The 25,031-nt window shown below is 72.4% G+C and carries 21 protein-coding genes; 15 read left to right on the forward strand and 6 right to left on the reverse strand.

The features are described from left to right. Positions 1–297: 297 nt before the first annotated feature. Together ABZ234_RS11605 and ABZ234_RS11610 are read right to left on the reverse strand one after the other, a co-directional pair. Positions 298–1,161, reverse strand: a complete 864-nt coding sequence (locus ABZ234_RS11605) for a glycoside hydrolase family 16 protein (RefSeq protein ID WP_267945264.1) — start codon at positions 1,159–1,161, stop codon at positions 298–300. A 377-nt stretch (positions 1,162–1,538) separates the two neighbouring features. Then, positions 1,539–2,336, reverse strand: coding sequence for a siderophore-interacting protein (locus ABZ234_RS11610; protein WP_355011941.1), 798 nt, complete (start codon positions 2,334–2,336; stop codon positions 1,539–1,541). 510 nt (positions 2,337–2,846) lie between these two features. On the opposite strand from ABZ234_RS11610, the gene ABZ234_RS11615 reads away from it, so the two are divergent. Next, positions 2,847–3,050 (forward strand): hypothetical protein, encoded by a 204-nt coding sequence (locus ABZ234_RS11615; protein WP_267945261.1) that lies wholly within the window; start codon positions 2,847–2,849, stop codon positions 3,048–3,050. A gap of 370 nt (positions 3,051–3,420) precedes the next feature. Here the strand turns inward: ABZ234_RS11615 and ABZ234_RS11620 are convergent, their stop codons facing one another. Continuing rightward, complete coding sequence (locus ABZ234_RS11620) at positions 3,421–4,908, reverse strand: FAD-dependent oxidoreductase (RefSeq protein WP_355011942.1); 1,488 nt, start codon at positions 4,906–4,908, stop codon at positions 3,421–3,423. Positions 4,909–5,003: 95 nt separating this feature from the next. On the opposite strand from ABZ234_RS11620, the gene ABZ234_RS11625 reads away from it, so the two are divergent. From ABZ234_RS11625 to mshC, 3 genes are all read left to right on the forward strand, one after another. Beyond that, entirely contained in the window at positions 5,004–5,858 is an 855-nt protein-coding gene (locus ABZ234_RS11625) for a metalloregulator ArsR/SmtB family transcription factor (RefSeq protein WP_355011943.1), read from the forward strand. A gap of 332 nt (positions 5,859–6,190) precedes the next feature. Further along, a complete protein-coding gene (locus ABZ234_RS11630; protein ID WP_267945258.1) occupies positions 6,191–6,373 on the forward strand; it encodes a hypothetical protein in 183 nt (60 codons plus the stop codon). Positions 6,374–6,489: 116 nt separating this feature from the next. Next, positions 6,490–7,713 (forward strand): cysteine--1-D-myo-inosityl 2-amino-2-deoxy-alpha-D-glucopyranoside ligase, encoded by a 1,224-nt coding sequence (mshC, locus tag ABZ234_RS11635; RefSeq protein ID WP_355011944.1) that lies wholly within the window; start codon positions 6,490–6,492, stop codon positions 7,711–7,713. Positions 7,714–7,866: 153 nt separating this feature from the next. Here the strand turns inward: mshC and ABZ234_RS11640 are convergent, their stop codons facing one another. Then, positions 7,867–8,388 carry a nitroreductase family deazaflavin-dependent oxidoreductase gene (locus ABZ234_RS11640; RefSeq protein WP_267945256.1) on the reverse strand — a complete coding sequence of 174 codons (522 nt, stop codon included), beginning with the start codon at positions 8,386–8,388 and terminating at the stop codon, positions 7,867–7,869. 119 nt (positions 8,389–8,507) lie between these two features. Between ABZ234_RS11640 and ABZ234_RS11645 the strand changes: the two genes are divergently transcribed. Together ABZ234_RS11645 and ABZ234_RS11650 are read left to right on the forward strand one after the other, a co-directional pair. After that, entirely contained in the window at positions 8,508–9,704 is a 1,197-nt protein-coding gene (locus ABZ234_RS11645) for a hypothetical protein (RefSeq protein ID WP_355011945.1), read from the forward strand. Positions 9,705–9,881: 177 nt separating this feature from the next. Continuing rightward, entirely contained in the window at positions 9,882–10,292 is a 411-nt protein-coding gene (locus ABZ234_RS11650; protein WP_267945254.1) for an ABATE domain-containing protein, read from the forward strand. A 78-nt stretch (positions 10,293–10,370) separates the two neighbouring features. Here ABZ234_RS11650 and ABZ234_RS11655 read toward each other — a convergent pair whose 3' ends face one another. Then, positions 10,371–11,210 (reverse strand): PAC2 family protein, encoded by an 840-nt coding sequence (locus tag ABZ234_RS11655; RefSeq protein WP_267945253.1) that lies wholly within the window; start codon positions 11,208–11,210, stop codon positions 10,371–10,373. A gap of 281 nt (positions 11,211–11,491) precedes the next feature. On the opposite strand from ABZ234_RS11655, the gene metH reads away from it, so the two are divergent. From metH to ABZ234_RS11690, 7 genes are all read left to right on the forward strand, one after another. Further along, positions 11,492–14,965, forward strand: coding sequence for a methionine synthase (gene metH / locus ABZ234_RS11660; RefSeq protein ID WP_355011946.1), 3,474 nt, complete (start codon positions 11,492–11,494; stop codon positions 14,963–14,965). Positions 14,966–15,232: 267 nt separating this feature from the next. Further along, positions 15,233–15,940: an HAD family phosphatase gene (locus tag ABZ234_RS11665; protein WP_267945251.1), complete on the forward strand. Its 708-nt coding sequence runs from the start codon at positions 15,233–15,235 to the stop codon at positions 15,938–15,940. Between the two features lie 266 nt (positions 15,941–16,206). Continuing rightward, on the forward strand, positions 16,207–16,719 hold the full coding sequence (locus ABZ234_RS11670; protein ID WP_267945250.1) for a cellulose synthase: 513 nt from the start codon (positions 16,207–16,209) through the stop codon (positions 16,717–16,719). A gap of 721 nt (positions 16,720–17,440) precedes the next feature. Continuing rightward, complete coding sequence (locus tag ABZ234_RS11675; RefSeq protein ID WP_267945249.1) at positions 17,441–18,481, forward strand: ABC transporter permease; 1,041 nt, start codon at positions 17,441–17,443, stop codon at positions 18,479–18,481. 104 nt (positions 18,482–18,585) lie between these two features. Continuing rightward, positions 18,586–20,334 carry an ABC transporter substrate-binding protein gene (locus ABZ234_RS11680; RefSeq protein ID WP_355011947.1) on the forward strand — a complete coding sequence of 583 codons (1,749 nt, stop codon included), beginning with the start codon at positions 18,586–18,588 and terminating at the stop codon, positions 20,332–20,334. An 88-nt stretch (positions 20,335–20,422) separates the two neighbouring features. Beyond that, entirely contained in the window at positions 20,423–21,436 is a 1,014-nt protein-coding gene (locus ABZ234_RS11685) for an ABC transporter permease (RefSeq protein ID WP_267945247.1), read from the forward strand. Positions 21,437–21,482: 46 nt separating this feature from the next. Continuing rightward, positions 21,483–23,261 (forward strand): ABC transporter ATP-binding protein, encoded by a 1,779-nt coding sequence (locus ABZ234_RS11690; RefSeq protein ID WP_355011948.1) that lies wholly within the window; start codon positions 21,483–21,485, stop codon positions 23,259–23,261. A gap of 95 nt (positions 23,262–23,356) precedes the next feature. Here ABZ234_RS11690 and ABZ234_RS11695 read toward each other — a convergent pair whose 3' ends face one another. Next, positions 23,357–23,974, reverse strand: a complete 618-nt coding sequence (locus ABZ234_RS11695; RefSeq protein WP_355011949.1) for a TetR/AcrR family transcriptional regulator — start codon at positions 23,972–23,974, stop codon at positions 23,357–23,359. Positions 23,975–24,004: 30 nt separating this feature from the next. Between ABZ234_RS11695 and ABZ234_RS11700 the strand changes: the two genes are divergently transcribed. Further along, complete coding sequence (locus ABZ234_RS11700; RefSeq protein WP_355011950.1) at positions 24,005–24,289, forward strand: hypothetical protein; 285 nt, start codon at positions 24,005–24,007, stop codon at positions 24,287–24,289. Beyond that, positions 24,286–25,023, forward strand: a complete 738-nt coding sequence (locus ABZ234_RS11705; RefSeq protein ID WP_355011951.1) for a hypothetical protein — start codon at positions 24,286–24,288, stop codon at positions 25,021–25,023. The genes ABZ234_RS11700 and ABZ234_RS11705 overlap by 4 nt, the downstream gene beginning before the upstream one ends. Positions 25,024–25,031 lie beyond the last annotated feature (8 nt).

The raw sequence follows: 25,031 nt of genomic DNA on the forward strand, positions 1-25,031 counted from the left end.
GCCGGAGGTTGTCCACAGGGCGGCGGCCGGGGCTGGTCGGGGGCGCGGACGGGCGCCTACGCTGGAAATCGGGGGGGACCCCACACGGGCGGCCCATGACCGGGCCCCGACGCGCGAACACGCCGACGCCCTCCCCGCCCCAGCGCCGGCTCCCGCGCTCTCCCCGCTCACGCCCCCGCCGCTGCCCGCTGCCCGCTGCCCTGGCACAGCCGACGGCCGCCGCCCACCGGGTGGGGAAGGCCCGGTGGGCGGCGGCCGTCGCGCCTGTGTGCTGGTCGAAAGCGACGTGACTCCGGTTCAGAGCGAGTAGACGCGCACGTAGTCGACGACCATCCGCTGCGGGAACTGCGTGCTGCCGTCCGGGTAGCCGGGCCAGTTACCGCCGACGGCCACGTTGAGGATCATGAAGAACTGCTGGTCGTAGACCCAGGGGTTTCCGCGCGTGTCGGCGGAGGTGTAGGTCTGGTAGGCGTTGCCGTTCACCGACCAGGTGACCGAGCCGGGCCGCCAGTCCACGGCGAACGTGTGGAACGTGTCGGCGAACGACCAGCCCTGCGGGTGCATGTAGGAGCCGGTCAGCGGGTTGCCGCCCGAGTAGCCGGGGCCGTGGAGGGAGCCGTGGACCAGGTGGGGTTCGCGGCCGATGTTCTCCATGATGTCGATCTCGCCGGAGTTGGGCCACGGCGTGCCCGGGAAGCTGCCGCCCAGCATCCAGAACGCGGGCCAGATGCCCTGGCCCCGGGGGATCTGGATGCGGGCCTCGATGCGTCCGTACTGCGGCTGGACCTTGCCCTGGGTGGTCATGCGGGCCGACGTGTAGGAGCCGTTCGCCTCCTGGCGCGCCGTGATGACGAGGTTGCCGTTGCCGTCGAGGGCGGAGTTGTTGCGGCTGTTCGTGTAGTTCTGCAGCTCGTTGTTGCCCCAGCCGTGGTTTCCGGTCTCGTGGTTCCAGTTGGCCGGGTTGGGCGCGCTGCCCGACGGGCCGTTGAACTCGTCGGACCACACCAGGGCGGCCTGGCTGTCCACCGTGTCGGAGGCGGGAGCCGCGGAGGCGGGTGCGGTGGACGCGGAGGCGGCGCCGGGGGAGAGGAGGGCCAGCAGGGTGAGGGCCGCCGTGGCCACGGGGGCGAGGAACGTGCGGGGGGAGCGCTCGGTGCGCATGGTCTGCTCCGGGGGGAGGCCCCGCCTGGGCGGGGCGGTCAGCGGGCGGAGGCGGGCCGTCGGACGCGGACCCTGGGAGGTCACGGCGGGAGGCGACCCAGCGTGGTCGCCGCGTGACCCGGTGGATTGTAAAGTTACTGTACGTTTAGTCACCTTGGTGTGCAAGGGGTGGGAGCCCCGCTCTTGCCCGAACCCGGCGGAGCAGTCCCGACGCCGGGCGCCCCACGCCCCGGCCGTGCCCGGACGGCGCCACCTCGCGGTCCCCGGCCCCGCCGCCCGCCGTCCCCCCGCCGAGCGCCCGGCAGGGCCCCGAGCCCCTTGCGCGCCGGCCCGTGCCCCGCACGCCCTCCCGCCCCGCCCCTCTTCCCGCTGGCCCCCTACTTGTAGGCCGCCGCCCCGTGGCGCCAGTAGCCGACGAAGGAGACGTTCGCCTTGGGGACCCCGCGCTCGCGCACCAGGGCGCGACGCAGGCCGGTGGGCAGGCCCCGCTCCCCGGCCACGAAGCAGTAGGGCGTCCCCGGGGGGAGCTCCGCGGACAGGACGGTCTCCAGGGCCAGCGCCCCGGGCACCGCCGCCGCCCCGTCCCGGGGCAGCCAGTGGACGCGGACGCCCTCGGGCGCCGCCACCTCCCGGACGTCCCCTTCCTCGGGCACCTCGAGGAAGGCCTCGGCCCGCAGGTCCGCGGGGGCCTGCTCGACGATGGACAGCAGCGCGGGGACCGCGCTCTCGTCCCCCACCAGCAGGTGCCAGTCCGCGTTCTCCGGCGGCAGGTAGTAGCACCCCTCCGCGAACAGCCCGGCCTCGTCGCCGGGCTCGGCCGCGGACGCCCACGCGGAGGCCGGGCCGCCGTCCCCGTGGGTGGCGAACTCGATGTCCAGTTCCCGCCTCCCGGCGTCGAAGCGCCTGGCGGTGTAGTTGCGGATGTGCGGCCGTTCGGCGAGGGGGATCAGGTAGTACTGGGCGATCCAGCCGTTGTGCGCGGCCGTGGGCATGCGCAGGGTCTCCTGTCCCGCCCGGGGCAGGAAGAGACGGACGCACTGGTCCAGGCCGAGGAAGTCGAACTCCGCGAGCCCGTCGCCGCCGAAGGTCACCGTGACGAAGTTCCGCCCCGTGGGGCGGACGCGGACGACGTGCGCGCGGACCATCGCGCGGCGTTCGGGTTGCCGGATGCGCATGGCGTTCTCTTCTCCAGGGGGCGGGGAGGGGCGGAGGCCGCCGTCGGGCGACCTCGGGCGGACCAGGAAGAAGTTAGGTTAGCCTACCCAACATTCTTCTTCCCGTGTGGGGCCCGCCGCCCCGGCGGAAGCGGCCACGCGTTCCCGCGGTCCCTGGACGGCCGGAACCACCGCGTCCGCCCCGGTCGGGCGAAGCCTCCCCGCTCCGGCCTGCGGCGATGCCCCGCCCGGCCCGGCCGAACGGAGCCGGTGGCAGGAACCGCGGCGACGGGGGCATAGGGGAGGGCCAGAAGGGGAGGGAGATAGCAAGAGTTGCCGGAAAACGGTGTTGGAGGGACCGGAGTGATCTCCGGGCCGATGCGTCGTCCGCGAGGGCGGCGAAAGGATTCCGAAACCGCGTCATAGGCGCGGCACGGGACCGTGTACTCGGTGAACCCGGGGCACGGAAACCGTGTCGAACCGTGCACCCGGGGCTTTCCTGAACACCGACCCACCTCAAAGGACCATTCCATGAGCGCCACCGCATCCCACCAGGCCCACCCCGTCTCCGACCAGTTCGCGCGGGCCGCCTCCCGTGACACCTCCCGCGCCCGCTGGCGCCTGCGCGCCGTCCGGGCGGAGATCGTCGAGTTCGGTCCCGACGGCGACCCCGACCTCGTGCGCGTGACCGACGAACTGGAGCACCTGGAACTGGCCGCCGCCGCCAGGCCCTGACCGCGGCGGCCTCCGGCCGCCCGGAACCCCCGGGCCGGAGCGCCGGACCGTCCGCGGCCGGCGTCGCGCGGTCCCGACCGGTGGGTAACGCGGACTCCCCGCACGTCCGCGCCCGCACCGGCCCCTTCCGATCCCCGCCCGCCCTCCGACCGCCTCCGGGCGGTCGAGGTACCGGGCAGGGCGGGCGGCAGCCCGCGCCCGCCCCGCGCTCCGCCGCCTCCCTACCCCGCCCTGTCCGAACTTCGCTCCCGTATGCCGCACGTCCCGGGGCCGTGTGCGGCGTGCCCGCTCCCGACCGGGGCGCGGTGTCACGCGGAAACGGGAGAGGAACACCCCGCCCCCTGACTCCCGCGCCCGCTCGTGCGCGGTGTCACGGTGCCGGCGCCGGTTCGGCCGTTCCGGCGTCCGGAGAGGGTGCGCCACCGCAGCAGCCGGCCGGGGCGGCCGCTTCCGTGCCGGTCACGGGGAGCAGGCCCCGGCGGAGGGAGGGCACGGGCGTCTCCGCCCCGGACAGGCCGCCGCGGCGACCCCCCTGTTCCACGGCGGGCTCCTCCGCCGCCTCTGCGGGGCCGCAGCAGCCGCCGGCGTCGGCCTTGGTGGCAGTGGGGTCGTCGAACAGCCCGGCGCCGCCGCACACCCCCGTCTCGGGCAGGACCAGCTCCACCCGGGCCGCGCTCTCGTGGTCCCCGGCCAGGTGCGCGGCGATGCTGCGGACCTGCTCGTAGCCGGTCAGGGCCAGGAAGGTGGGGGCGCGACCGTAGGACTTCATCCCCGCGAGGAAGAACCCGGGCTCGGGGTGGGAGAGCTCGGCCGCCCCATGGGGGTAGACGGTGCCGCAGGAGTGCTGGTTGGGATCGATGAGCGGGGCCAGTTCCACCGGCGCCTGGAGGGCCGGGTCCAGGCCGAGGCGGATCTCGGACAGGAAGGACAGGTCGGGCCGGAACCCGGTCAGGGCCACCACCTCGTCCACCGGATCCAGCGCGCGCCCGCTCTCGCCGACGAGCACGAGACGGTCGTCCGCCGAGCGGACCTCGGCGGTACGGAACCCGGTCACCACCTCGACGTGCCCCGCCTCCACGGCCGTGCGGGCCCGTTGGCCCAGGGCGCCTCGCGCGGCGAGCTGGTCGGCGGCCCCGCCGCCGAAGGCGTCACCGACCTCCCCGCGCCGCAGCACCCACACCGCCTTCGTCCCCGGGCTCTCCTGGGCCAGTGAGGCCAGGGCCACCAGCGCGGTCAGTGCCGAGTGCCCACGTCCGACAACGGCCGTGGTCCGCCCCACGTGACGCGCCCGGACCGCGGGATCGGCCAGGTCGGGGATGCGGTAGGAAATCCGTTCGGCCGCGGCCTCTTCGCCAAGAGCCGGCAGGCCGTCGCCGCCCACGGGGTTGGGCGCGTTCCAGGTGCCGGAGGCGTCCACGACCGCGCGGGCCGGGATCCGCTCCTCCCCGGCGCCGGTGCGAACGCGCACGGTGAAGGGCTGCTCCCCGCGCCCGGCGTCCACGAGCCGGTCCCGGCCCAGGCGGCTCACCCCCCTCACCTCGGCGCCGAAGCGCACACGGTCACCGAGGACCCCGGCCAGGGGAGCGAGGTAGGCGTCGACCCACTCTCGGCCGGTCGGGTACCCGCCGTCGTCCGGGCGCCGCCACCCGGTGGCGGCCAGGAGCTTCTCGGCCGCCGGGTCGACCAGGTCGCGCCACATCGAGAACAGCCGCACGTGCCCCCACTCGGACACGGCCGCCCCGGCCCGGTCGCCCTTCTCCAGGACCAGGACCGGAAGCCCGCGCGCGACCAGCTCCGCTGCCGCCGCCAGCCCCGCGGGGCCGGCGCCGATCACCACGACAGGAGATTCCTCGGCCATGACACACCTCTTTCATCGACTTCTGTCTATGAAGCGTGACTCTATCGATGTGCATCGATGGAAGCAACCATAGATCGTGGTCGATAATGTGAGGCATGACCGTGACCCGGCCCGAGCGCGCCGTACCCGCACTGCCCCAGCCCGAAGCCGAGACCTACGCCGCCTGGTTCGCCTGCCTGGCCGAACCCATGCGCGTCCAACTGCTCCACGCCATCGCCACCACCCCCGGCTCGGTCAGCGTGGGGCAGCTCGCCGAGATGGTGGACGTGCGCCAGCCCACCGTCTCGCACCACCTGCGCAAACTCGCCGACGTCGGGTTCGTGACCCTGACCAGGGTGGGCACCTCCACCCGGGTCGCCGTCAACCCCGCCTGCTGCACAGGCCTGCCCCACGCCGCCGACGCCGTCATGGGCATGCTCAACGCCCGGCCCTGCTGCCCCACCGACCTGCCCGCCGACACCACCACCCGTGCCATGGCCGACGCCGACCTGGCCGAGGTGCGCCGCATCTACGCCGAGGGCATCGCCACCGGCGACGCCACCTTCGAGACCGAGGCCCCCGCCGTCGAGGACCTGAGGGCCAGGTGGCTCCCGGGGCACCGCTGGGTGGCCGAGACCGACGGGACCGTGGTGGGCTGGGCCGCCGCCTCGCCGGTCTCCGCCCGCGAGGCCTACGCCGGGGTGGCCGAGACGTCGGTGTGCGTCGCCGAGGGCGCCCGCGGCCGGGGCGTGGGAAAGGCGCTGCTGTACCGGCAGGTCACCGAGGCCGACGCCGCGGGCCTGTGGACCCTGCAGACCTCGGTCTTCCCCGAGAACCGGGCAAGCCTGGCCCTGCACCACCAGGCCGGCTACCGCACCGTCGGGGTGCGCGAGCGCATCGCCCGCCACCACGGCGCCTGGCGCGACACGGTCCTCCTCGAACGGCGGCGGCCGGAGGACGACCGGGCCTGATGACATGGCGGGGGCGGCGCGGGCCGGGGCGCGCGACGGCCCCGCCGGGCGGGGCGCCCTCGCGGGCGGCGCGGGCGGAGATTTCGAGACGGCGGGGTCTGGCCGCGGGGCCGATCACTCCAGCCACACGGTGACCACGCCCCTCACCGCCCCCAGGACAGCCCCACAGCTCCTCCTCCCTGGTGAACAGGGGTGCGGCCTTCTCCATAACCACCGTCACATTGTTGGTGGGAAAGATCTGTCAACCCCCTGTGTGACCACGGCGTCTCTGAGAGAGACGGTGCTCGCGCCGTCGAGCGCGTGGGAGTCACGCGTACGAGGTAGGGGGAAGCATGGAGGGCCGTCACGGCAACCTGGTGGAGAGCGGGGCGTACTGGCTCCTCTACGTGGTCTCGGTGAGCGGTGCGCTGCTGCACTGGCGGCTGGGCAACGAGGGCCTCGCGGCGGTGTGCGCCGCGGCCGCGGTGTCCGGCGCGCTCCTCATCGGCAGGGGGCACCGCGGCATCGCCGCATAGCGCGGCCGGAGCTCAGGCCGCGGCACTATTCCCGGCTGTACTGGGGGGATTTTCACCCACCGTTCGCACCCGTCCCCGGGCGTTCGCCGCACGGCCGTGCGGATAGTCTTCCGGGTATGCGTTCATGGTCTGCGCCTGACATCGTCCCCCTGCCGGGTACCGGCGGCCCCCTCCGTATCCACGACACCACCACCGGACGGATAGAGACGACGACGCCGGGGCCCCGGGCGGGGATGTACGCCTGCGGGATCACCCCCTACGACGCCGCCCACCTCGGACACGCCTTCACGTACCTCACCTTCGACCTGGTCAACCGGGTCTGGCGCGACGCCGGCCACGACGTCGACTACGTGCAGAACACCACCGACATCGACGATCCGCTCCTGGAGCGGGCCGAGGCCCTGGGCGTGGACTGGCGCGACCTCGCCCACCGCGAGATCGACGTGTTCCGGGACGACATGGCCGCGCTGCGGATCATCCCCCCGACCTCCTACGTCGGGGTCGTGGAGTCCGTCGACCTCATCAGCGAGCTCGCCGCACGCATCCGGAGCACCGGCGCCGCCTACGAGATCGACGGCGACCTGTACTTCTCCATGGCCGAGGCCGAGCACTTCGGCGAGATCAGCCACATGAGCCGCGAAGAGATGCTGGAGGTGTTCGGCCAGCGCGGCGGCGACCCCGGGCGGACCGACAAGAAGGACCCGCTCGACTGGCTGCTGTGGCGCGCCGAACGCCCCGGCGAACCCGCCTGGGAGAGCCCGCTCGGTCGCGGCCGTCCCGGCTGGCACATCGAGTGCAGCGCCATCGCCCTCGACAGGCTCGGCCCGAACTTCGACCTCAACGGCGGCGGCAGCGACCTGATCTTCCCGCACCACGAGATGGGCGCGGCCGAGACCCGCGCCACGACGGGCGGCCCCAACGCCCAGCACCACCTGCACGTCGGCATGGTCGGCCTGAACGGCGAGAAGATGTCCAAGTCCCTGGGCAACCTCGTGTTCGTGTCCAAGCTGCGCGAGCAGGGCGTCGAACCGGCCGTGATCCGCCTGGCCATGCTCACGCACCACTACCGCTCCCCGTGGGAGTGGACCGACGTGGAGCTCCCCGCCGCCGCCGAGCGCGCCTCCCGCTGGCGCGCGGCCCTCGCCCTGGGCGCGGGACCGGACGCCGCTCCCGTGCTGGCCGCCGTGCGCGCGGCCCTGGCGAACGACCTGGACTCGCCCGGCGCGCTGGCCGCCGTGGACGCCTGGGCCGACACCGCCCTCACCGCGGGCGGCACGGACGCCGCGGCCCCCGCCCTGGTGCGGGCCACGGTCGACACCCTCCTGGGCGTCGCCCTCTAGGGTTTTCCGGGCCGGGGTCCCGCCCCGGCCCCGGGGCGCTCCGACGCCCCGTCCGCCGCAGGGAGGGCGCACCGCGTCGCGCGCAGGCGGCGCCGCGCCCCCTTGCCGGGCACGGGCCCTGTCGGGGCACGGAGCTGCCGGAGACGCGCCCCGTCAGGGCGCCGAGAAGTCCGGGTAGGGCGACCGGGGCGGGTCGTCGGGGCTCAGCCGCACCACCGGGATGCCGTTCTCCGGATCGGCCCCCACCCTCGCGAAGGACTCCGGGCCGCCGTCCACCTCGTGCCCCAGCCCCCGCATCAGCGCCACCGCGGCCTCGGGGTGGCGCTCCGCGTAGTGCGCCAGCGCCTCCCCGGACTCCTGCGGGGAGAGCACGGTGGCCGTGCCCCGGTGGCGCCGCCCGCCGACCTGGAACAGCACACGCGGCTCCGCGACGATGTTGCGGAACCACTGGGAGCGCCGGCCGTAGCCGGAGGCGATCAGCACCGCCCCCGTGGTGTCGTTGCGTCCCACCACCTCCAGCACAGCCTGGCGGGCCTCCCCCGTCGTGCGGCCCCGGTGCGTCAGCAGCACGAACCGGCCTCCGAGGGCCCCGCCCAGCCCCAACCTGTAGATCCAGATCGGCGCGCGGAACAGGGCCCGGCTCAGGGGTGTGGTGGGCGGTTGGGCGAACGGCATGGCGTGGCCTTCCTGGGTACGGTCCCGGGCACGGGCGCCCCGAGTGTAGCGACGACGCCGCCCCGCCCCGCCGCCGCCACGCCCGCGAACCGTCCGAGGGCGGTGCCACAATCCCGGACATGCAGACAGGACCGGACGTACTCCGCGACACCGACTGGACCCGTACCTTCCACGCCTACGGTTCCGGCGCCGACGCCCCCGACCACCTGGCGCCCCTGCTCACCGGAGACCCCGGCGGGAGCGAGCGGGCCCTGGGCTACCTGTACAGCGCGATCCTCCACCAGGGGACCGTGTACTCCGCGACCGTCCCCGCGGCACTGTTCGTCGCCGGGATCCTGGACCGCCCCGCGCTCGCGGCCCCGGCCACGACGCCGTTCACCGCCTCCGGGGAGTCCGCACCCCTCCGGCAGCTCCTGCTGGGCTTCCTCGCCTCGGCCGCCGAGGGCGCGCTGCACTGCCCCGCCCCCGGGGAACAGGCGCCGCCCGAACCGCCCTCCGAAGCCGACCTCGACCGCGTGTACGCGGCGCTGAACGCCCCGGACGCAGCCGAGGACGCCGAGATCTGGGAGGACCCCGTGATGGACGCCCTCATGTACCGGGTCGGACCGGACATGCGCGCCGCAGCCCCCGTCCTGTACGAGGCGGTCCACCCCCACCTCACCCACCCCGACCCGGCGACGCGCATGCACGCGGTGGAGGCCGCGACGGCCGCCGCCCGTCTGGGCGGGTTCGACCCGGACCTGTCCGGCGCGGCCGACATGGCCGAGTCCCGCGACGAGGGCGCGGTGATCGTCCTCGCCCTCGGACAGGCCGGGCGGGACACCGCCGAGTTCCTCGCCCACGCGGACCCGGCGATCCGTGCCTGCGCCGCCCTGGCCCCCTCGCAGGCCGGCAACCCGGTCGCCACCGACGAGCTGGCCGCCGCACTGGCCGACCCGGCCGCGGCGGACGCCTGGTTCGGGAGGCGTCCGGCGTACTTCCCCGGCCACGTCCGGTTCACCCTGGCCCGGGCGCTCGCCGAGCGGGCGGCCCCCGACGACGCCGAACGGCTGCTGCCGGTCCTGCGCGCGATGGTGCCGCTGTCCTCCACGTACGTCGGCGCCCAGGACGTCGGCCCGCTCCTGCGGGTGGCGTTCCCCGCGGCCGGGGAGGCCGGCGCGTGCCGGGACCTCACCGCGGTACAGCGCGCCTACCTGTCGGCCCTGCTCGACAACGACGCCCTGTGGGAGGGCAGGATCGCCAACTTCCGGGTCCACCTCAAGGGGCTGGGCCTGCCGGAGGACCGCGTCGGGATCAGCGCCCTGGCCGGGGTCTGAACGCGGGGGCGGCCACCGGGTGCGGGGCCCGGCTAGCAGGGGCCCGTCCGCTCCCGGCAAGACCCGGAGGGGATTTGTTCATCTTCGTCTCGATATGCACGTGCAGGGTGACCACCTGTGGCCACGACCTCGGCCAAACACCCGTATCAGGGCTCCAGGCGTGGTGGGATAACCCCCATGACAACCCCCACGCGGCACAGCGCGGCCGCCGAACTCATCGCGGACTTCGTCTCCACCGGTGGTCACCTGACGGACCGGGCCGACCTCGCGCGGTTCCTCCGCCGGCACCACCTGGCCACCGAGGGGGCCATCCCCATCACCCTCGCCGACCTCGACGAGGCCATCGCCCTGCGCGACGGGATCCGGGCCGTTCTGGACCGGGACTCCGAACCGGACACCGAGGCGATCGCGCGGGGGCAGAAGGTCCTGGACGGCCTGCGGGTCACCGTGCGGCTGGAGCCCGCCCGCGACTCCGGGGGACAGCTGGCCCCCGCCGTCGTGGACGAGGTGCGGCGCGGCCTGGCCCGCATCGCCGGGGCCTGGGCCGCGGTCCTGGCCACGGGGGAGTGGCGCGGCCTGCGGGTGTGACCGGGACCCTTCCGGCCAGGGGCGGGACCCGGCGGCGGGGTGGCCGCGGCCGGGGCCCGTGGGCGTCGCGCCCGGATGTCAGCCGTCGTCGCGGCGGCGCAGGTAGCGCTCGAAGTCCCGGGCGATCGCGTCGCCCGAGGCCTCGGGGAGCTCGGCGGTGTCCTTGGCCTCCTCCAGGCCGCGCACGTACGACGCGATGTCCTCGTCCTCCGCGGTCAGCTCGTTGACGTTGGCCTCCCACGTCACCGTCTCCTCGGGCAGCGAGCCCAGGGGGACCTGGACGCCCAGGAAGTCCTCCACCCACGCGAGCAGCGCCAGGGTGGCCTTCGGGCACGGCGGCTGGGCCACGTAGTGGGGGATGGCCGCCCACAGCGACACCGTCTCCATGCCCACGGAGCTGAACGTCTCGTGCGCGACGCCCAGGATCCCGGTCGGCCCCGAGTAGGTGGTCGGCTCCAGACCCAGGTCGGTGCCCAGGTCCACCGGCGTGGCCATCCCGGTCACCGGGATCGGCCGCGTGTGTGGGGCGTCCGCCAGCAGCGAGCCCAGCATCACCACGCGTGTGACGCCCAGCTCCCGCGCGATCGCCAGCAGGTCGGCCGCGTACGAGCGCCACCGCATGTTCGGCTCGGGCCCGGTGACCAGTACCACGTCGCGCCCGGCCCCGGGCGGAGAGGCCACCTGGACCCGCGTCGTCGGCCATTCGACCTCGCCGACCACGCCCTCCACCACGGACATGCGCGGACGCGTCACCTGGAAGTCGTAGTAGTCGTCCGGCGCCAGGGCGCACAGCTCGTACGCGCCCCACTCCCTGGACAGGTGTTCCACGGCGAGGCTCGCGGCCTCCCCTGCGTCGTTCCAACCCTCGAACGCCGCCACCATGACAGGCTCGACAAGCTCCCGGGCGAGCTTGATCATCGGTGGCCCCTTCCTGCACGTGGACGGAGTCCACCCTATGGGGTGCCGCCCCACCCGGGAAACCGTTATGCGGGCCCGGACAGGGGGGCCTGGCGCACGCGAGGTGGGACACCTGTCTCACGTGCTGAAACAGCCTATGGGGTAGCCTCGGAGACAGCGACTGAAACGGACGCAGCTGTCCCCGGACGCCCGACCCGCCCCGCGCCGCGGGTCGACCCAGTGCCACGCATCACGGGGACAGAACTGGGCCGCCCCGGTGCTCTTACATAGAGTTGCTGAACATGAGAGCTCGCCTCACCTTCCGTGAAGCACTGTCCCGACGCGTCCTCGTGGCGGACGGAGCTATGGGCACCATGCTCCAGGCTCACGATCTCGACCTCGACCAGTTCGAGGGCCACGAGGGATGCAACGACATCCTCAACCTCACCCGTCCCGACATCGTCCGCGACACCCATGCCGCCTTTCTTGCCGTGGGTTCCGACGCCGTCGAGACGAACACCTTCTCCGCCAACTTCTCGGGTCTGGCCGAGTACGGCATCGAGGAGAGGACCTACGAGATCGCGGAGGCCGGAGCACGGGTGGCCCGAGAGGCCGCCGACGCCTACTCCACCCCCGACCAACCCCGCTACGTCCTCGGCTCCGTGGGACCCGGCACCAAGCTGCCGACCCTGGGCCACGCCCCCTACGCCCTCCTGAGGGACTACTACGAGCAGTGCCACCGGGGCCTCATCGACGGTGGCGCCGACGCCATCCTCATCGAGACCTGCCAGGACCTGCTCCAGGTCAAGGCCGCCGTGGTGGCGGCCCAGCGCGCCCGCAAGGCCCTGGGCAAGGACATCCCGATCATCGCCCAGGTCACCATCGAGACCACGGGCACCATGCTGCTCGGATCGGAGATCGGCGCCGCGCTGACCTCCCTCGAACCCCTGGGCATCGACGTCATCGGCCTCAACTGCGCCACCGGCCCCACCGAGATGAGCGAGCACCTGCGCTACCTCTCGCACCACTCGCGCATCCCCATCTCCTGCATGCCCAACGCGGGCCTGCCCCAGCTGGGCGCCAACGGCGCGGTCTACGCGCTCTCCCCGGAAGAGCTGGCCGACGCCCACGACACGTTCACCTCCGAGTTCGGCCTGAGCCTGGCCGGCGGCTGCTGCGGCACCACCCCCGAGCACCTGCGCCAGGTCGTGGAGCGCGTCCAGGGACGCGGCATCAAGGACCGCAAGCCGTTCGTGGAGGCCTCGGCCTCCTCGCTCTACCAGAGCGTGCCCTTCCGGCAGGACGCCAGCTACCTGGCGGTCGGCGAGCGCACCAACGCCAACGGGTCCAAGAAGTTCCGCGAGGCGATGCTGGAGGGCCGCTGGGACGACTGCGTGGAGATGGCGCGCGACCAGATCCGCGACGGCGCCCACCTGCTCGACCTCAACATCGACTACGTGGGCCGCGACGGGGTCAGCGACATGCGCGAGCTGGCCTCCCGCTTCGCCACCTCCTCCACCCTGCCGATCATGCTGGACTCCACCGAGCCCCCCGTCCTGGAGGCCGGGCTGGAGTCCCTGGGCGGCCGGGCGGTCGTCAACTCCGTCAACTACGAGGACGGCGACGGCCCCGACTCCCGCTTCACCCGCATCATGGAGCTGGTCAAGGAGCACGGCGCCGCCGTGGTCGGCCTGTGCATCGACGAGGAGGGCCAGGCCCGCACCGCCGAGTGGAAGGTCCGGGTCGCCAGCCGCCTCATCGACGAGATCACCGGCGACTGGGGCCTGCGCACCGGTGACATCGTCATCGACTGCCTCACGTTCCCGATCACCACCGGGCAGGAGGAGACGCGCCGCGACGGCATCGAGACGCTGGAGGCGATCCGCGAGCTCAAGCGCCGCTACCCCGAGGTGCAGACCACCCTGGGCCTGTCCAACCTGTCCTTCGGCGTCAACCCGGCCGCCCGCATCGTGCTGAACTCGGTCTTCCTGCACGAGGCGGTCCAGGCGGGTCTCGACTCGGCCATCGTGCACGCCTCCAAGATCGTGCCGATCAACCAGATCCCCGAGGAGCAGCGCAAGGTCGCGCTGGACCTGATCTACGACCGGCGCGAGGGCGACTACGACCCGCTCTCCGCGTTCATGGACATGTTCCAGGGCGTGGACGCCAAGTCCATGCGTGCCTCCCGCGCGGAGGAGCTGGCCGCGCTGCCCCTGTGGGAGCGGCTGGAGCGCCGCATCATCGACGGGGAGCTCACCGGCATCGAGGCCGACCTGGAGGAGGCGCTCCGGTCCAAGCCGGCCCTGGCCATCGTCAACGAGACGCTCCTGTCCGGCATGAAGACCGTCGGCGAGCTGTTCGGCTCCGGCCAGATGCAGCTCCCGTTCGTCCTCAAGTCCGCCGAGGTCATGAAGAAGGCGGTCGCCTTCCTCGAACCGCACATGGAGAAGACCGACGACGACGGCAAGGGCCGCATCGTCCTGGCCACCGTCAAGGGCGACGTCCACGACATCGGCAAGAACCTCGTCGACATCATCCTGTCCAACAACGGCTACGACGTCGTCAACATCGGCATCAAGCAGCCCGTCTCGGCGATCCTGGAGGCGGCCGAGACCGAGCGGGCCGACGTCATCGGCATGTCCGGGCTCCTGGTCAAGTCCACGGTGATCATGCGCGAGAACCTGGAGGAGATGAACTCCCGGGGCATCTCCGAGCGCTTCCCCGTCCTCCTCGGCGGCGCGGCGCTGACCCGCTCCTACGTGGAGCAGGACCTGGCCGAGACCTTCGACGGCGAGGTGCGCTACGCCAAGGACGCCTTCGAGGGCCTGCGCCTGATGGACGCGTTCATGGCGGTCAAGCGCGGCGAGGAGGGCGCCTCGCTGCCGGCCCTGCGCCAGCGCCGCGTCAAGACGGGGGCCCGGCTCAAGGTCACCGAGCCCGAGGAGATGCCCGCACGCAGCGACGTGTCGACCACCAACGCGGTGCCCACCCCGCCGTTCTGGGGGGACCGGATCAGCAAGGGCATCCCGCTGGCCGAGTACTCCGCGTTCCTGGACGAGCGGGCCACCTTCATGGGCCAGTGGGGCCTCAAGGCCGCCCGCGGCGGCGAGGGCCCCTCCTACGAGGAGCTGGTGGAGACCGAGGGCCGCCCGCGCATGCGGATGTGGCTCGACCGCATCCAGACGGACGGCCTGCTGGAGGCGGCCGTGGTGCACGGCCACTACCCCTGCTACAGCGAGGGCGACGACCTGGTGGTCCTGGACGACGACGGGGTCACCGAGCGCACGCGCTTCACGTTCCCGCGCCAGCGCCGCGACCGCCACCTGTGCCTGTCCGACTTCTTCCGGCCCAAGGAGTCGGGGGAGCTGGACGTGGTGTCCTTCCAGGTGGTGACCGTGGGGGCGGCGATCAGCCGCGCCACCGCGGAGCTGTTCGAGAAGAACGCCTACCGCGACTACCTGGAGCTGCACGGGCTGTCGGTGCAGCTCACCGAGGCGCTCGCCGAGTACTGGCACACGCGCATCCGCGCCGAGCTGGGCTTCGCGGGAGAGGACCCGGCGGAGCTGGACGCGTTCTTCAAGCTCGGCTACCGGGGTGCGCGGTTCTCCCTGGGCTACGGGGCGTGCCCCGACCTGGAGGACCGGGCCAAGATCGTGCGCCTGCTGGAGCCCGAGCGGGTGGGCGTGAACCTGTCGGAGGAGTTCCAGCTGGTGCCGGAGCAGGCCACCGACGCGATCGTCATCCACCACCCGGAGGCGACGTACTTCAACGTCTGAGCCGGACGCGCGGCCCCGCCCCCGGACCGGGGGCGGGGCCGCGCCCCTTTTCCCGGGCGCGGACTGTGGGGCAGCTCTCCTCCCGCCCCCGCCCGAGTGTTCGTAGTGTGGAAAGGACGCCGACAGGTCCTCTTCACGGCGCGGGCGCCCCCGGTTCGGCACGATGAACGGCAGGGGCGCCCCGCGGGCGGGCTGGGGTACCCATCACACACGAGGGGAGAGTGCGGCGCTCCGCCCGGCCGGGTGCCGGGACGCGCCGCCGAACGCATGAGTGAACCGAGCACGCTGAGCCGTGAGACCTCCGAGACCGGGACCGGGAGACGGCTCCAGGCCGTGCTGCTGGACATGGACGGCACCCTCATCGAGAGCGAGCACCTGTGGGGCGAGGCCGAGGCCGAGCTGGTCGCCGAGCTGGGCGGGGTGTGGACCGAGAGGGACCACGAGGCCAACGTCGGCAACGCCGCCGAGCCCGTGGGCCGCTACATCGTCGCCCTGACCGGAGCCGACCACCTCACCCCGCGCCAGGTGGCCGACCTGCTCTACGCGAAGTTCCGGACCAAGCTCGAGGGCGGGGCGCAGCTGCGCCCGGGGGCCAAGGAGCTGGTGGACATGCTGTCGCTGGCCGGTGTGCCCGTGGTCCTGGTGACCTCCACCGAACGGCAGCTCATCCAGGCGGCGATCGGCGGCATCGGCATCGACAGCTTCGACGACTCCGTGGCCGGCGACGAGGTCGAGGCCAACAAGCCGCACCCCGACCCCTACCTCAGGGCCGCCCGGCGCCTGGGCGTGGACCCCGAGCGCTGCGTCGCCTTCGAGGACTCGGTGGTGGGCGTGGCCTCGGCGGCCGACGCCGGGTGCGTCACGGTCGCCGTGCCCAACCACGTGGAGATCCCGCCGCGCGAGGGCGTGGTCTTCCGGGACAGCCTGGTGGGCGTGGACCTGGACTGGCTGGAGTCGCTGGTCGCCGACCGCTGACCCTCCTCCCCGGCCCGGGCCGGGGAGGAGGGCCGGCGGCGGGCCCGGCGTCCGTGCGCCGGACTTCCCCGCGGCCCCGCCCGGTCCTGCCCGGCCCCGGGGGACCGGCGGGCGGGGCCGCCGTCGGGGTGCCCCCGCACCCTCCTCCCGGCCCGCCGGCACGCGGGTAACGTGGGAGAAGGGCCCCGGCACGGGCGCCGGATCGGGGGCAAGCCCTAAGGGATCGACCGGATGTGCGCTCCGGCGCCGGATGGGAGACTGGGCCCATGCCTGAGAACCTGACGTGGATGACCGGTGTGATCCTGGGAGGCGGCCTCACCCTCGTGGGGCTGGTGATCTCCTTCGTCGTGTGGCGCGCGAAGGGCGCCGCCCACGGTCTGCGGGGGGTGGCGTGGTCGCTGCTCCCGCTGGCCGCCGGTCTGATCGGGCTGATGAACGCCGTCTGGCAGTTCGTCATGAGCATCGTCGGCATCCTGGTGGGGCTGCTGTTCAACCCCGCCGTGTGGGCGGGCGTGGCCCTGGCGGGCCTGGCGGTGGTCCTCTACGTCGTCTCCGGCGTCATGGCGGCCCGGGGCGTGGGGACCCGGTCCAGGGGCGGGGCCTCCGAGGAGCCGAAGGCCGCCCGGGGCGGCGGGCAGGCGGGCGCCGCCGGTGCGGCCAAGCCCGCGGCCGGCCAGGTGGGCGCGGCCCCGAAGAACCCGAAGAAGACGGCTGCCGACGACGACCTCGCCGACCTCGGCGACATCGAGGCCCTCCTGCGCAAGCGCGGTATCGACTAGGGCCCCTTCCGCACCGGCCCCGCGCCCTCTTCCCCAGGGCGCGGGGCCGACTGCTGTGTCCGGTTCCCCCCGTTACCACGGACCGGTCGCCGGACGGACCGGGGGCCGGCCCCCGGTCCCGTGGCGGGTGGCCCGGTTCCGGTGACGGAGCGTGCGGACCCCCTGGTTCTCGGGGTGATGACGGCACAGTAACGGCCGAGTCACTGTTCGCTTTGCGCGTTCATGTCGTCACTCTTCGACGCATAGCACTTGCCATAGGACGCCGTTCTCGGGGTGGACACGGGTAGAAGCGGACGTATCGTGGGGGATCGCGCCAGTACCACATCGCCCCAGCTCGCGGCCGGTCGTCGGATGAATGCGAACTCTGTCATCATTTGTTGTTATATACGTTTTTTGACAGTGTTTGTCACGATTTAGATACATGGCCAGGGATTGGACGATATGCGCTCAAAGGGCGAGTAGGTTTGTCGCTGTGTAACAGCCCGGGCGTGACGGTCCCCGGATGTGCCCAACTCCTCATGTGAAGCGGCGCACCCCGGCGGCCAGAGTCAGCGAAGGCGGGTCACCCACCCGCCGCGCGGACCAGCGCCCACGCCAGCCAGCGTCGAGAACCGGCCGGCCCCACCGTGAGATCCCCGACGGGTCAACCCCCGGAGGTCTCACGCGTGGGATCTGCGCGTTCCCCTCGGCCAGAAGCGTATGAGTGGAGAGTGGTGGCCTGATGAGCGCGCCCTCGCATGTCCCTGAGTCGGCGGAGCAGTCCGACGCTGTGGACGTCGCAGTGACGGCCCCTGTGGGCCGCAGTGACGCGGGCAACCGGTCCCTCCGGCAGATCGCCTGGCAGCGGCTGCGCAAGGACAAGGTCGCGATGGTCTCCGGGATCGTCGTCGTACTGCTCATCCTGGCCGCGATCCTCGCGCCCCTCCTGGTCAAGTGGTTCGGGTACCCCCCCACCCAGTTCAACCAGGACCTGATCGAGCCCAACACCGGTCTGCCGATGAGGGACCCCGACAACCCGGACCCCTTCGACACCGACCCGTGGGGCGCCATCAGCGGCGACCACCTGCTGGGCATCGAGCCCAAGACCGGCCGCGACCTGTTCAGCCGCATCCTCTACGGCGCCCAGATCTCCCTGCTGGTGGCCTTCCTCTCCACGCTGCTGTGCGTGGCCCTCGGGACCGTCCTCGGCATCATCGCGGGCTACAAGGGCGGCTGGGTCGACACCCTCATCAGCCGGGCGATGGACGTCTTCCTCGCCTTCCCGCTGATGCTCTTCGCCATCGCGCTCGTCGGCGTCATCCCCGACGGGGTCCTCGGCCTCCAGGGCAACGGGCTCCGCGTCGGCGTCATCGTGTTCATCATCGGGTTCTTCAACTGGCCCTACATCGCGCGCATCGTCCGCGGACAGACGCTCTCGCTGCGCGAGCGCGAGTTCGTCGAAGCGGCCAGGAGCCTGGGCGCCAGCAACCGGCACATCCTCTTCCGGGAGATCCTGCCCAACCTGGTCACGCCGATCGTGGTCTACTCCACGCTGCTGATCCCGACCAACATCCTCTTCGAGGCGGCCCTGAGCTTCCTGGGCGTGGGCATCAACCCGCCCACCCCGAGCTGGGGAAAGATGCTCTCCGACGCGGTCCCCCTGGCCCAGTCCGCCCCGTACTACATCCTCTTCCCGGGCCTGGCCATCTTCATCACCGTCCTGGCGTTCAACCTCTTCGGCGACGGCCTCCGGGACGCCTTCGACCCCAAGACCTCCGACTGACCAAGGCCGGTGTGGCTGCCCCGCCCAGCCCACGCCATCCAAGGCACGGGTCCGACCACTGGTCGATCCCATCCCCACATCAGGTTCGCAAGAGAGGCAGTTCCTTGAGGAAACGCACCCTCGGATTCGTCGCGCTGGGCGCGGCGGCGTCCATCTTCCTTTCAGCTTGCGGCGGTGGTGGCTCCGAGGGCGGAGACACCCAGGCCAACGGCGCCTACGACCAGGGCTCCACGGAGATCGTGAACCCGTCCGAGCAGACCGGCGGCACCCTGCGCTACGCCATCTCCTCGGACTTCGACTCCACCGACCCGGGCGACACCTACTACGGGTTCAGCTGGAACTTCACCCGGTACTACGCCCGTACGCTCCTGGCGTTCACCCCGGCCCCGGCCAACGCGTCCACCGAGCTGACCACGGACATGGCCACCGGCATGCCCGAGTCCAACGACGACTTCACCGAGTGGACCGTCAAGATCCAGGAGGGCCTCAAGTACGAGGACGGCTCCGAGATCACCGCCCAGGACATCAAGTACGCGATCGCCCGCTCGAACTACAACGGCGGCGAGCTGCCCAACGGGCCGCGCTACTTCGAGGCGCACCTGGACCAGGAGCCGTTCAACGTCTTCGAGAGCGACGACCCGCTGGCGGACTTCACCGCCGTGGAGACGCCGGACGACTACACCCTGGTCTTCCACCTCAAGGACTCCTTCTCCGAGTTCCCGTACATCCTGACCCAGCCCCAGACCGCCCCGGTCCCGCTGGAGAGCGACCGCGGCGCGCTCTACAAGGAGAACGTCGTCTCCTCCGGGCCGTACAAGTTCGACGGGGCCTACCAGCCCGGCGTCGCGCTCAACCTGACCCGCAACGAGCACTGGGACGCCGAGACCGACCCGATCCGCCCGGCCCTGCCGGACGAGGTCACCGTCGAGATCGGCGTGGACCAGGACGAGATCGACCAGCGCCTGGTCAACGGCGAGATCGACGTCGACCTCTCCGGTGTCGGCGTCGGCCCGGCCATGAAGAGCACGCTGCTCACCGACGAGGCGGCCCAGCCCAACCTGGACAACCCGCTCTCCGGCGCCCTGCGCTACGTCAACATCCACACCCCGGTCATCGAGGACGTCGCCTGCCGCCAGGCGATCATGTACGCGGCCGACCGTGACAGCCTGCACCGCGCCTGGGGCGGTGAGAGCGGCGGCGACCTCGCCACCAACCTGCTCCCGCCGACCATCCCCGGCGCCGACCCCGAGTCGGACCTCTACCCGTCCACGGACAACAAGGGCGACCTGGAGGCCGCGCAGGCCAAGCTCGAGGAGTGCGGCGAGGACGAGGGCTTCTCGACCACCATCGCCGTCCGCGACGGCCGTCCCAACGACGTCGCCACCGCCGAGGCCCTGCAGGAGTCCCTGACGCGCGTCGGCATCCAGACCGACATCCAGACCTTCCCGGCCGAGGACTTCTTCGCCCAGTACGCCGGCTCGCAGGACTACGTCCGTGAGAACAACATCGGTCTGAGCGTCTCCGGCTGGATCCCCGACTGGGCCACCGGCTACGGCTTCGCCTCCAAGATCACCGACGGCGACGCCATCCAGGCGACCGGCAACTACAACACCTCCGAGCTCGACGACCCCGAGGTCAACGGCCTCTGGGACGACGCCCTCAAGACCGAGGACCCGGACGAGCGCGCCAACATCTACGCCCAGATCGACACCCTGGTCATGGAGCAGGCGGCCATCCTGCCCGTCGTCTTCGACCGTGCGATGTTCTACCGCTCGGACGAGCTGACCAACGTCTACTACACGTCGTCGTACGCCATGTACGACTTCATGGCCATCGGCGTGGACCGGGGCTAGAGCCCCAGCCGGCCTGAACTAGTACGAGAAGGCAGGTGAACGCGGCGGGGGTCCCACGGCCCCGTGGGTACCCCCGCCGCCGACCGCGATGCTGAACTATATTCTTCGCCGCCTCGGAGCGGGGCTGCTGCTGCTCGCCGTCGTCACGGCGGTGACCTTCTGTATCTTCTACGTCCTGCCCCGGTGGGCGGGCGTGACCCCGCGCGGCATGGCCGCCATGTACGTGGGCAAGGCGCCCACGCCCGAGGCGCTCGACGCCACGGTGGCCCGGCTCGGCCTCGACCAGCCCATCGCCGTGCAGTTCTTCGACTTCGTGAAGTCGCTGCTCTTCGGTTCCGAGTACACCTTCGGTCGGGAGACCGTGGAGTGCGCGGCCCCCTGCCTCGGCTACTCCTTCACCACCAACAGCCCCGTGCTGCCCCAGCTGCTCGACCGCCTGCCGGTCACGATGTCGCTGGCCTTCGGCGCGGCCGTCATCTGGGTCATCGGCGGTGTGGCCGTCGGCGTCCTGTCCGCGGTCAAGAAGGGCAGCCTCTTCGACCGCCTGGCCATGGGAACCGCCCTCGTCGGCGTCTCCATGCCCGTGTACTTCACCGGCCTGCTGGCCCTGGCCTTCCTCGTCCACGAGTGGAACCTGTTCCCCGTCTCGCGGTACGTGCCGCTGGGGGAGGACCCCGTCGGCTGGTTCCAGGTCATGATCCTGCCCTGGGTGACGCTGGCGTTCCTGCACGCGGCCCAGTACGCGCGGCAGACCCGCGCGGGGATGCTGGAGACCCTGGGCGAGGACTACATCCGCACCGCCCGCGCCAAGGGGCTCAGCGAGCGCCGCGTGATCTTCAAGCACGCGCTGCGCCCGACCCTGACCCCCATCGTGACGATCTTCGGCCTGGACCTGGGCCTCGTCCTCGGCGGCGCGATCCTCACGGAGAAGGTGTTCTCCCTCAACGGTGTGGGCGCCTACGCCATCGACGCGATCATCGGCAAGGACCTGCCCGTGGTGCTCGGCGTGACCCTGCTGGGAGCCGTCTTCATCGTCATCTGCAACCTGATCGTCGACCTGCTGTACCCGATCGTCGACCCGCGGGTGCGGATCGCGAAGTAACGCGCGACAGCGTTCGACCAGACCAGCTCTATTGAAGGAATGTGACATGGCCTCGACCGAGCCCGTCGTCCGCGTGGACGACCTGAGGGTGACGTTCCCGACCATGGACGGCGACGTCCAGGCGGTGAACGGGTTGTCCTTCGAGGTGCCCGCCGGCGGCGCCCTCGGCATCGTGGGCGAGTCCGGCTCGGGCAAGAGTGTGACGTCGCTGGCGCTGATGGGCCTGCACCGGGGCAGCCGGGCGCGGATCAGCGGCGCCATCGAGGTCGTGGGCAAGGACGTGGTGTCGGCGTCGGACAAGGAACTGCGGCGCATGCGCGGCAACGACATCGCGATGGTGTTCCAGGACCCGATGCAGTCGCTGCACCCGCAGTACACGATCGGCAACCAGCTCGTCGAGGCCTACCGGATCCACAACCCCAAGGCCTCCAAGGCCGACGCGGTCAAGCGGGCGGTCGAGTCCCTGGACCGGGTGGGCATCCCCGACCCGGCCAAGCGGATCAACTCCTACCCGCACGAGTTCTCGGGGGGCATGCGCCAGCGCGTGGTCATCGCGATGGGTCTGATGTGCGATCCCAAGGTGCTGCTGGCGGACGAGCCGACCACGGCCCTGGACGTGACGGTGCAGGCGCGCATCCTGGACCTGCTGGACGAGCTGCGCCGCGACCTGAACATGGGCCTGATCCTGGTCTCCCACGACCTGGCCGTGGTGGCGGGGTCGGTGGACGAGGTCGTGGTCATGCGCCACGGCGTGGCCGTGGAGCGCGGCGACGTGCGCCGGGTCCTGTCCGCACCCGAACACCCCTACACGCAGGGGCTCCTGGCCGCGGTGCCGCGCGTGGAGGTCTCCCGCGCCCAGCGGCGCGCCCAGGACCGCGCGGACCGGATCGAGAAGGAGCAGCGCGAGGGCACGGTCACCGAGCCCGGCGAGTTCAAGGCCTTCGTCCCGCCCGTGAGCGGCACCGGCGACAACGCCGGCGAGCCGCTGCTGCGGGTCGAGGACGTGGCGCAGCGGTTCAAGGTGCGCGGCGGCACGTGGGGCAAGGCCACGGACTTCTGGGCGGTCAAGGGGGTGTCCTTCGATCTGCGCCAGGGGGAGACCCTGGGGATCGTGGGCGAGTCCGGGTCGGGTAAGAGCACGTTGTCGCGGATGGTGATGCGTCTGCTGGAGCCCACCCGGGGCCGGGTGGAGTTCGAGGGGCGCGACATCACGCACATGTCGGAGCGGGCGCTGCGTCCGCTGCGCCGTGATGTGCAGATGGTGTTCCAGAACCCCTACTCCTCGCTCAACCCGCGTCTGACGGTGGGGGACGCGATCGGCACGGCGTTGAAGGTGCAGGGGGAGAAGGACGGTAAGAAGGTGCGCCGGCAGGTGCAGGAGCTGTTGGAGCGGGTGGGGCTGGAGCCCAACCACTACAACCGGTTCCCGCACGCGTTCTCGGGCGGTCAGCGTCAGCGGATCGCGATCGCGCGGGCGCTGATCCTCAAGCCGAAGCTGATCATCTGCGACGAGCCGGTGTCGGCGCTGGACGTGTCGACGCAGGACCAGGTGCTGCGGCTGCTGTCGGAGCTGCAGGACGACTTCGGGCTGACGTACATCTTCGTGGCGCACGATCTGGCGGTGGTGCGCCAGGTCAGCGACCGCGTCGCCGTCATGCGCGCCGGCGAGGTCGTCGAGTCCGGTGACAGCGACTCGGTGTACGAGAACCCGCAGAGCGACTACACGCGCCAGCTGCTCACGGCGGCGCCCGTGCTGGACCCGGACGAGGCCCGCCGCCTGCGCGCGGAGCGCGTGGAGAAGCGCGCCAAGGGCGAGGCCGCCTGAGCCCGGCCCGGCAGGGACGGGCCGCCGGCGGGGCGGAACGGTAGGACGCGGAGGCGCCGTGGGGGACATCCCCGCGGCGCCTCCGCCGTTGCGGCTCACCCCCGTCCGGTGGCCGCCTCGGCGAACAGGTCCGCCATCTCGCGGGCGTAGGCCCCGTGCTCCTCGGCGGGGCGCCGTGCCACGGACCGCGGGGCGGAGCTGAGCGCGGCGAACAGGGCGTCCGTGAAGACCTCGGGGTCGAAGGGGCGGAACTCCCCGTGGCGCTGCCCCTCGGTGAGGAAGCCGACCAGCTCGGCCCGGCCCGCCTCGTCCCCCCGGGCGACGTGCTCCTGGAGCGCGGGCGGGAGCGCGGCGGAGAGCACCTCCCGGCGCGCGACCATCTCCTGGGGGTGGCTCGCGCAGTACGTGACGTGGCCGGTGACGATCCGGCGCAGACCGTCCTCGAAGCCCTCCAGGGGCTCGGGCCCGCCTTCCATCGCGCGGTCCAGGCGGGCGTCGATGTGGCCGAGGACCTCTCTGATCAGGTTCTCCTTGGTCTTGAAGTGATAGGTGATCAGCCCCGGGCTGATCGAGGCCCGTGCGGCGATGCGCACGAAGGAGGCGCGGGAGTACCCCTCCTCGGCGATGGCGGCGATCGCCGCCGTGACGATCTGCCTGCGGCGGGCGTCCTCGATGAAGGACCGGTCTCCGTCCGTCCTGTCGACTGGTTGCATGAATAGAATCCTATATGCTCAACTAGGATCATGGCGAACACCGGCGGAGAGGACCTCGGAACCCCCGTGAAGAACGACCGCGTACTCGACCTCACCGGAGCGACGGTGCTCGTGGGCGCCCCGCTCACGCCACGACGGGACCGCACCGTCCTGGTCTCGCAGGGCCGCGTCGGCGCGGTCGGACCCGGCCGCGCCGCCGACCTCCTCGCCGTGCGCGGGGACCCGCTGACCGACCTCGGCGCGCTGCGCCGGGTCGCCCTGGTACTGCGCGACGGGCGAGCCGTCGTCGACCGAACCCGAGAGAAGGCGTCATGAGCAGGGCCGAGCAGGCGACGAACCGACCGACCGTGGTCCGCGACGGAGCGGTGGCCCACGTGCTGCTGTGGACGTGCTTCCCCCTGCTCGGGGCGGCGGCGGGCTGGGTCCTGTCCATGGTCCCCGGGTGGCTGGCGGCGCTTCCGGAGTGGGTCCACGCGCTTCCCATGGTGCCGGGGCGGGAGCAGGTCGACCTCCTGGCCGGGCTGGAGGGACCCGTCCTCACCGCCGTCCTGAGCGCCGTCGGCCTGGGGGCCGGCGCGCTGCTGGCGCTGCTGTCCTACGGCGACATGGTCGTGGTGGAGGTCGGCGACGGGGGCGTGCGGATCACCCGCGGGGGGAAGGGGCCGGAGATCGGACGCGACCGTGTCGGCACGGTCTTCCTGGACGGCAAGGACCTGGTCGTCCTCGACCCGGACACCGCCGAAGCCGCCCGCGAGCGCACCGACCACGGCGCCGGGCGCCTCCGCGCCGCCTTCGAGGCGCACGGCTACCGGTGGCGTGACGGAGACCCGCACGCGGACGAGTTCCAGCGCTGGGTGGACGGGATGCCCGGCCTCGAACAGCACGCGCAGGCGGTCCTGAGGGCGCGCCGGACCGCGTTGGAGTCCGGGGACGCGGACGACTGCGCGGAACTGCGCGGCGAGCTCGCCCGGCTCGGCGTGGTCGTGCGCGAGGAGGGGAAGCGGCAGTACTGGCGCCCGGTGCGGCGCGGAGCCGTGGGGGAGGGCTGACCCGCGCC

It is taken from the genome of Nocardiopsis sp. NPDC006198 (assembly GCF_040613895.1).
Lineage (GTDB): Bacteria > Actinomycetota > Actinomycetes > Streptosporangiales > Streptosporangiaceae > Nocardiopsis > Nocardiopsis tropica.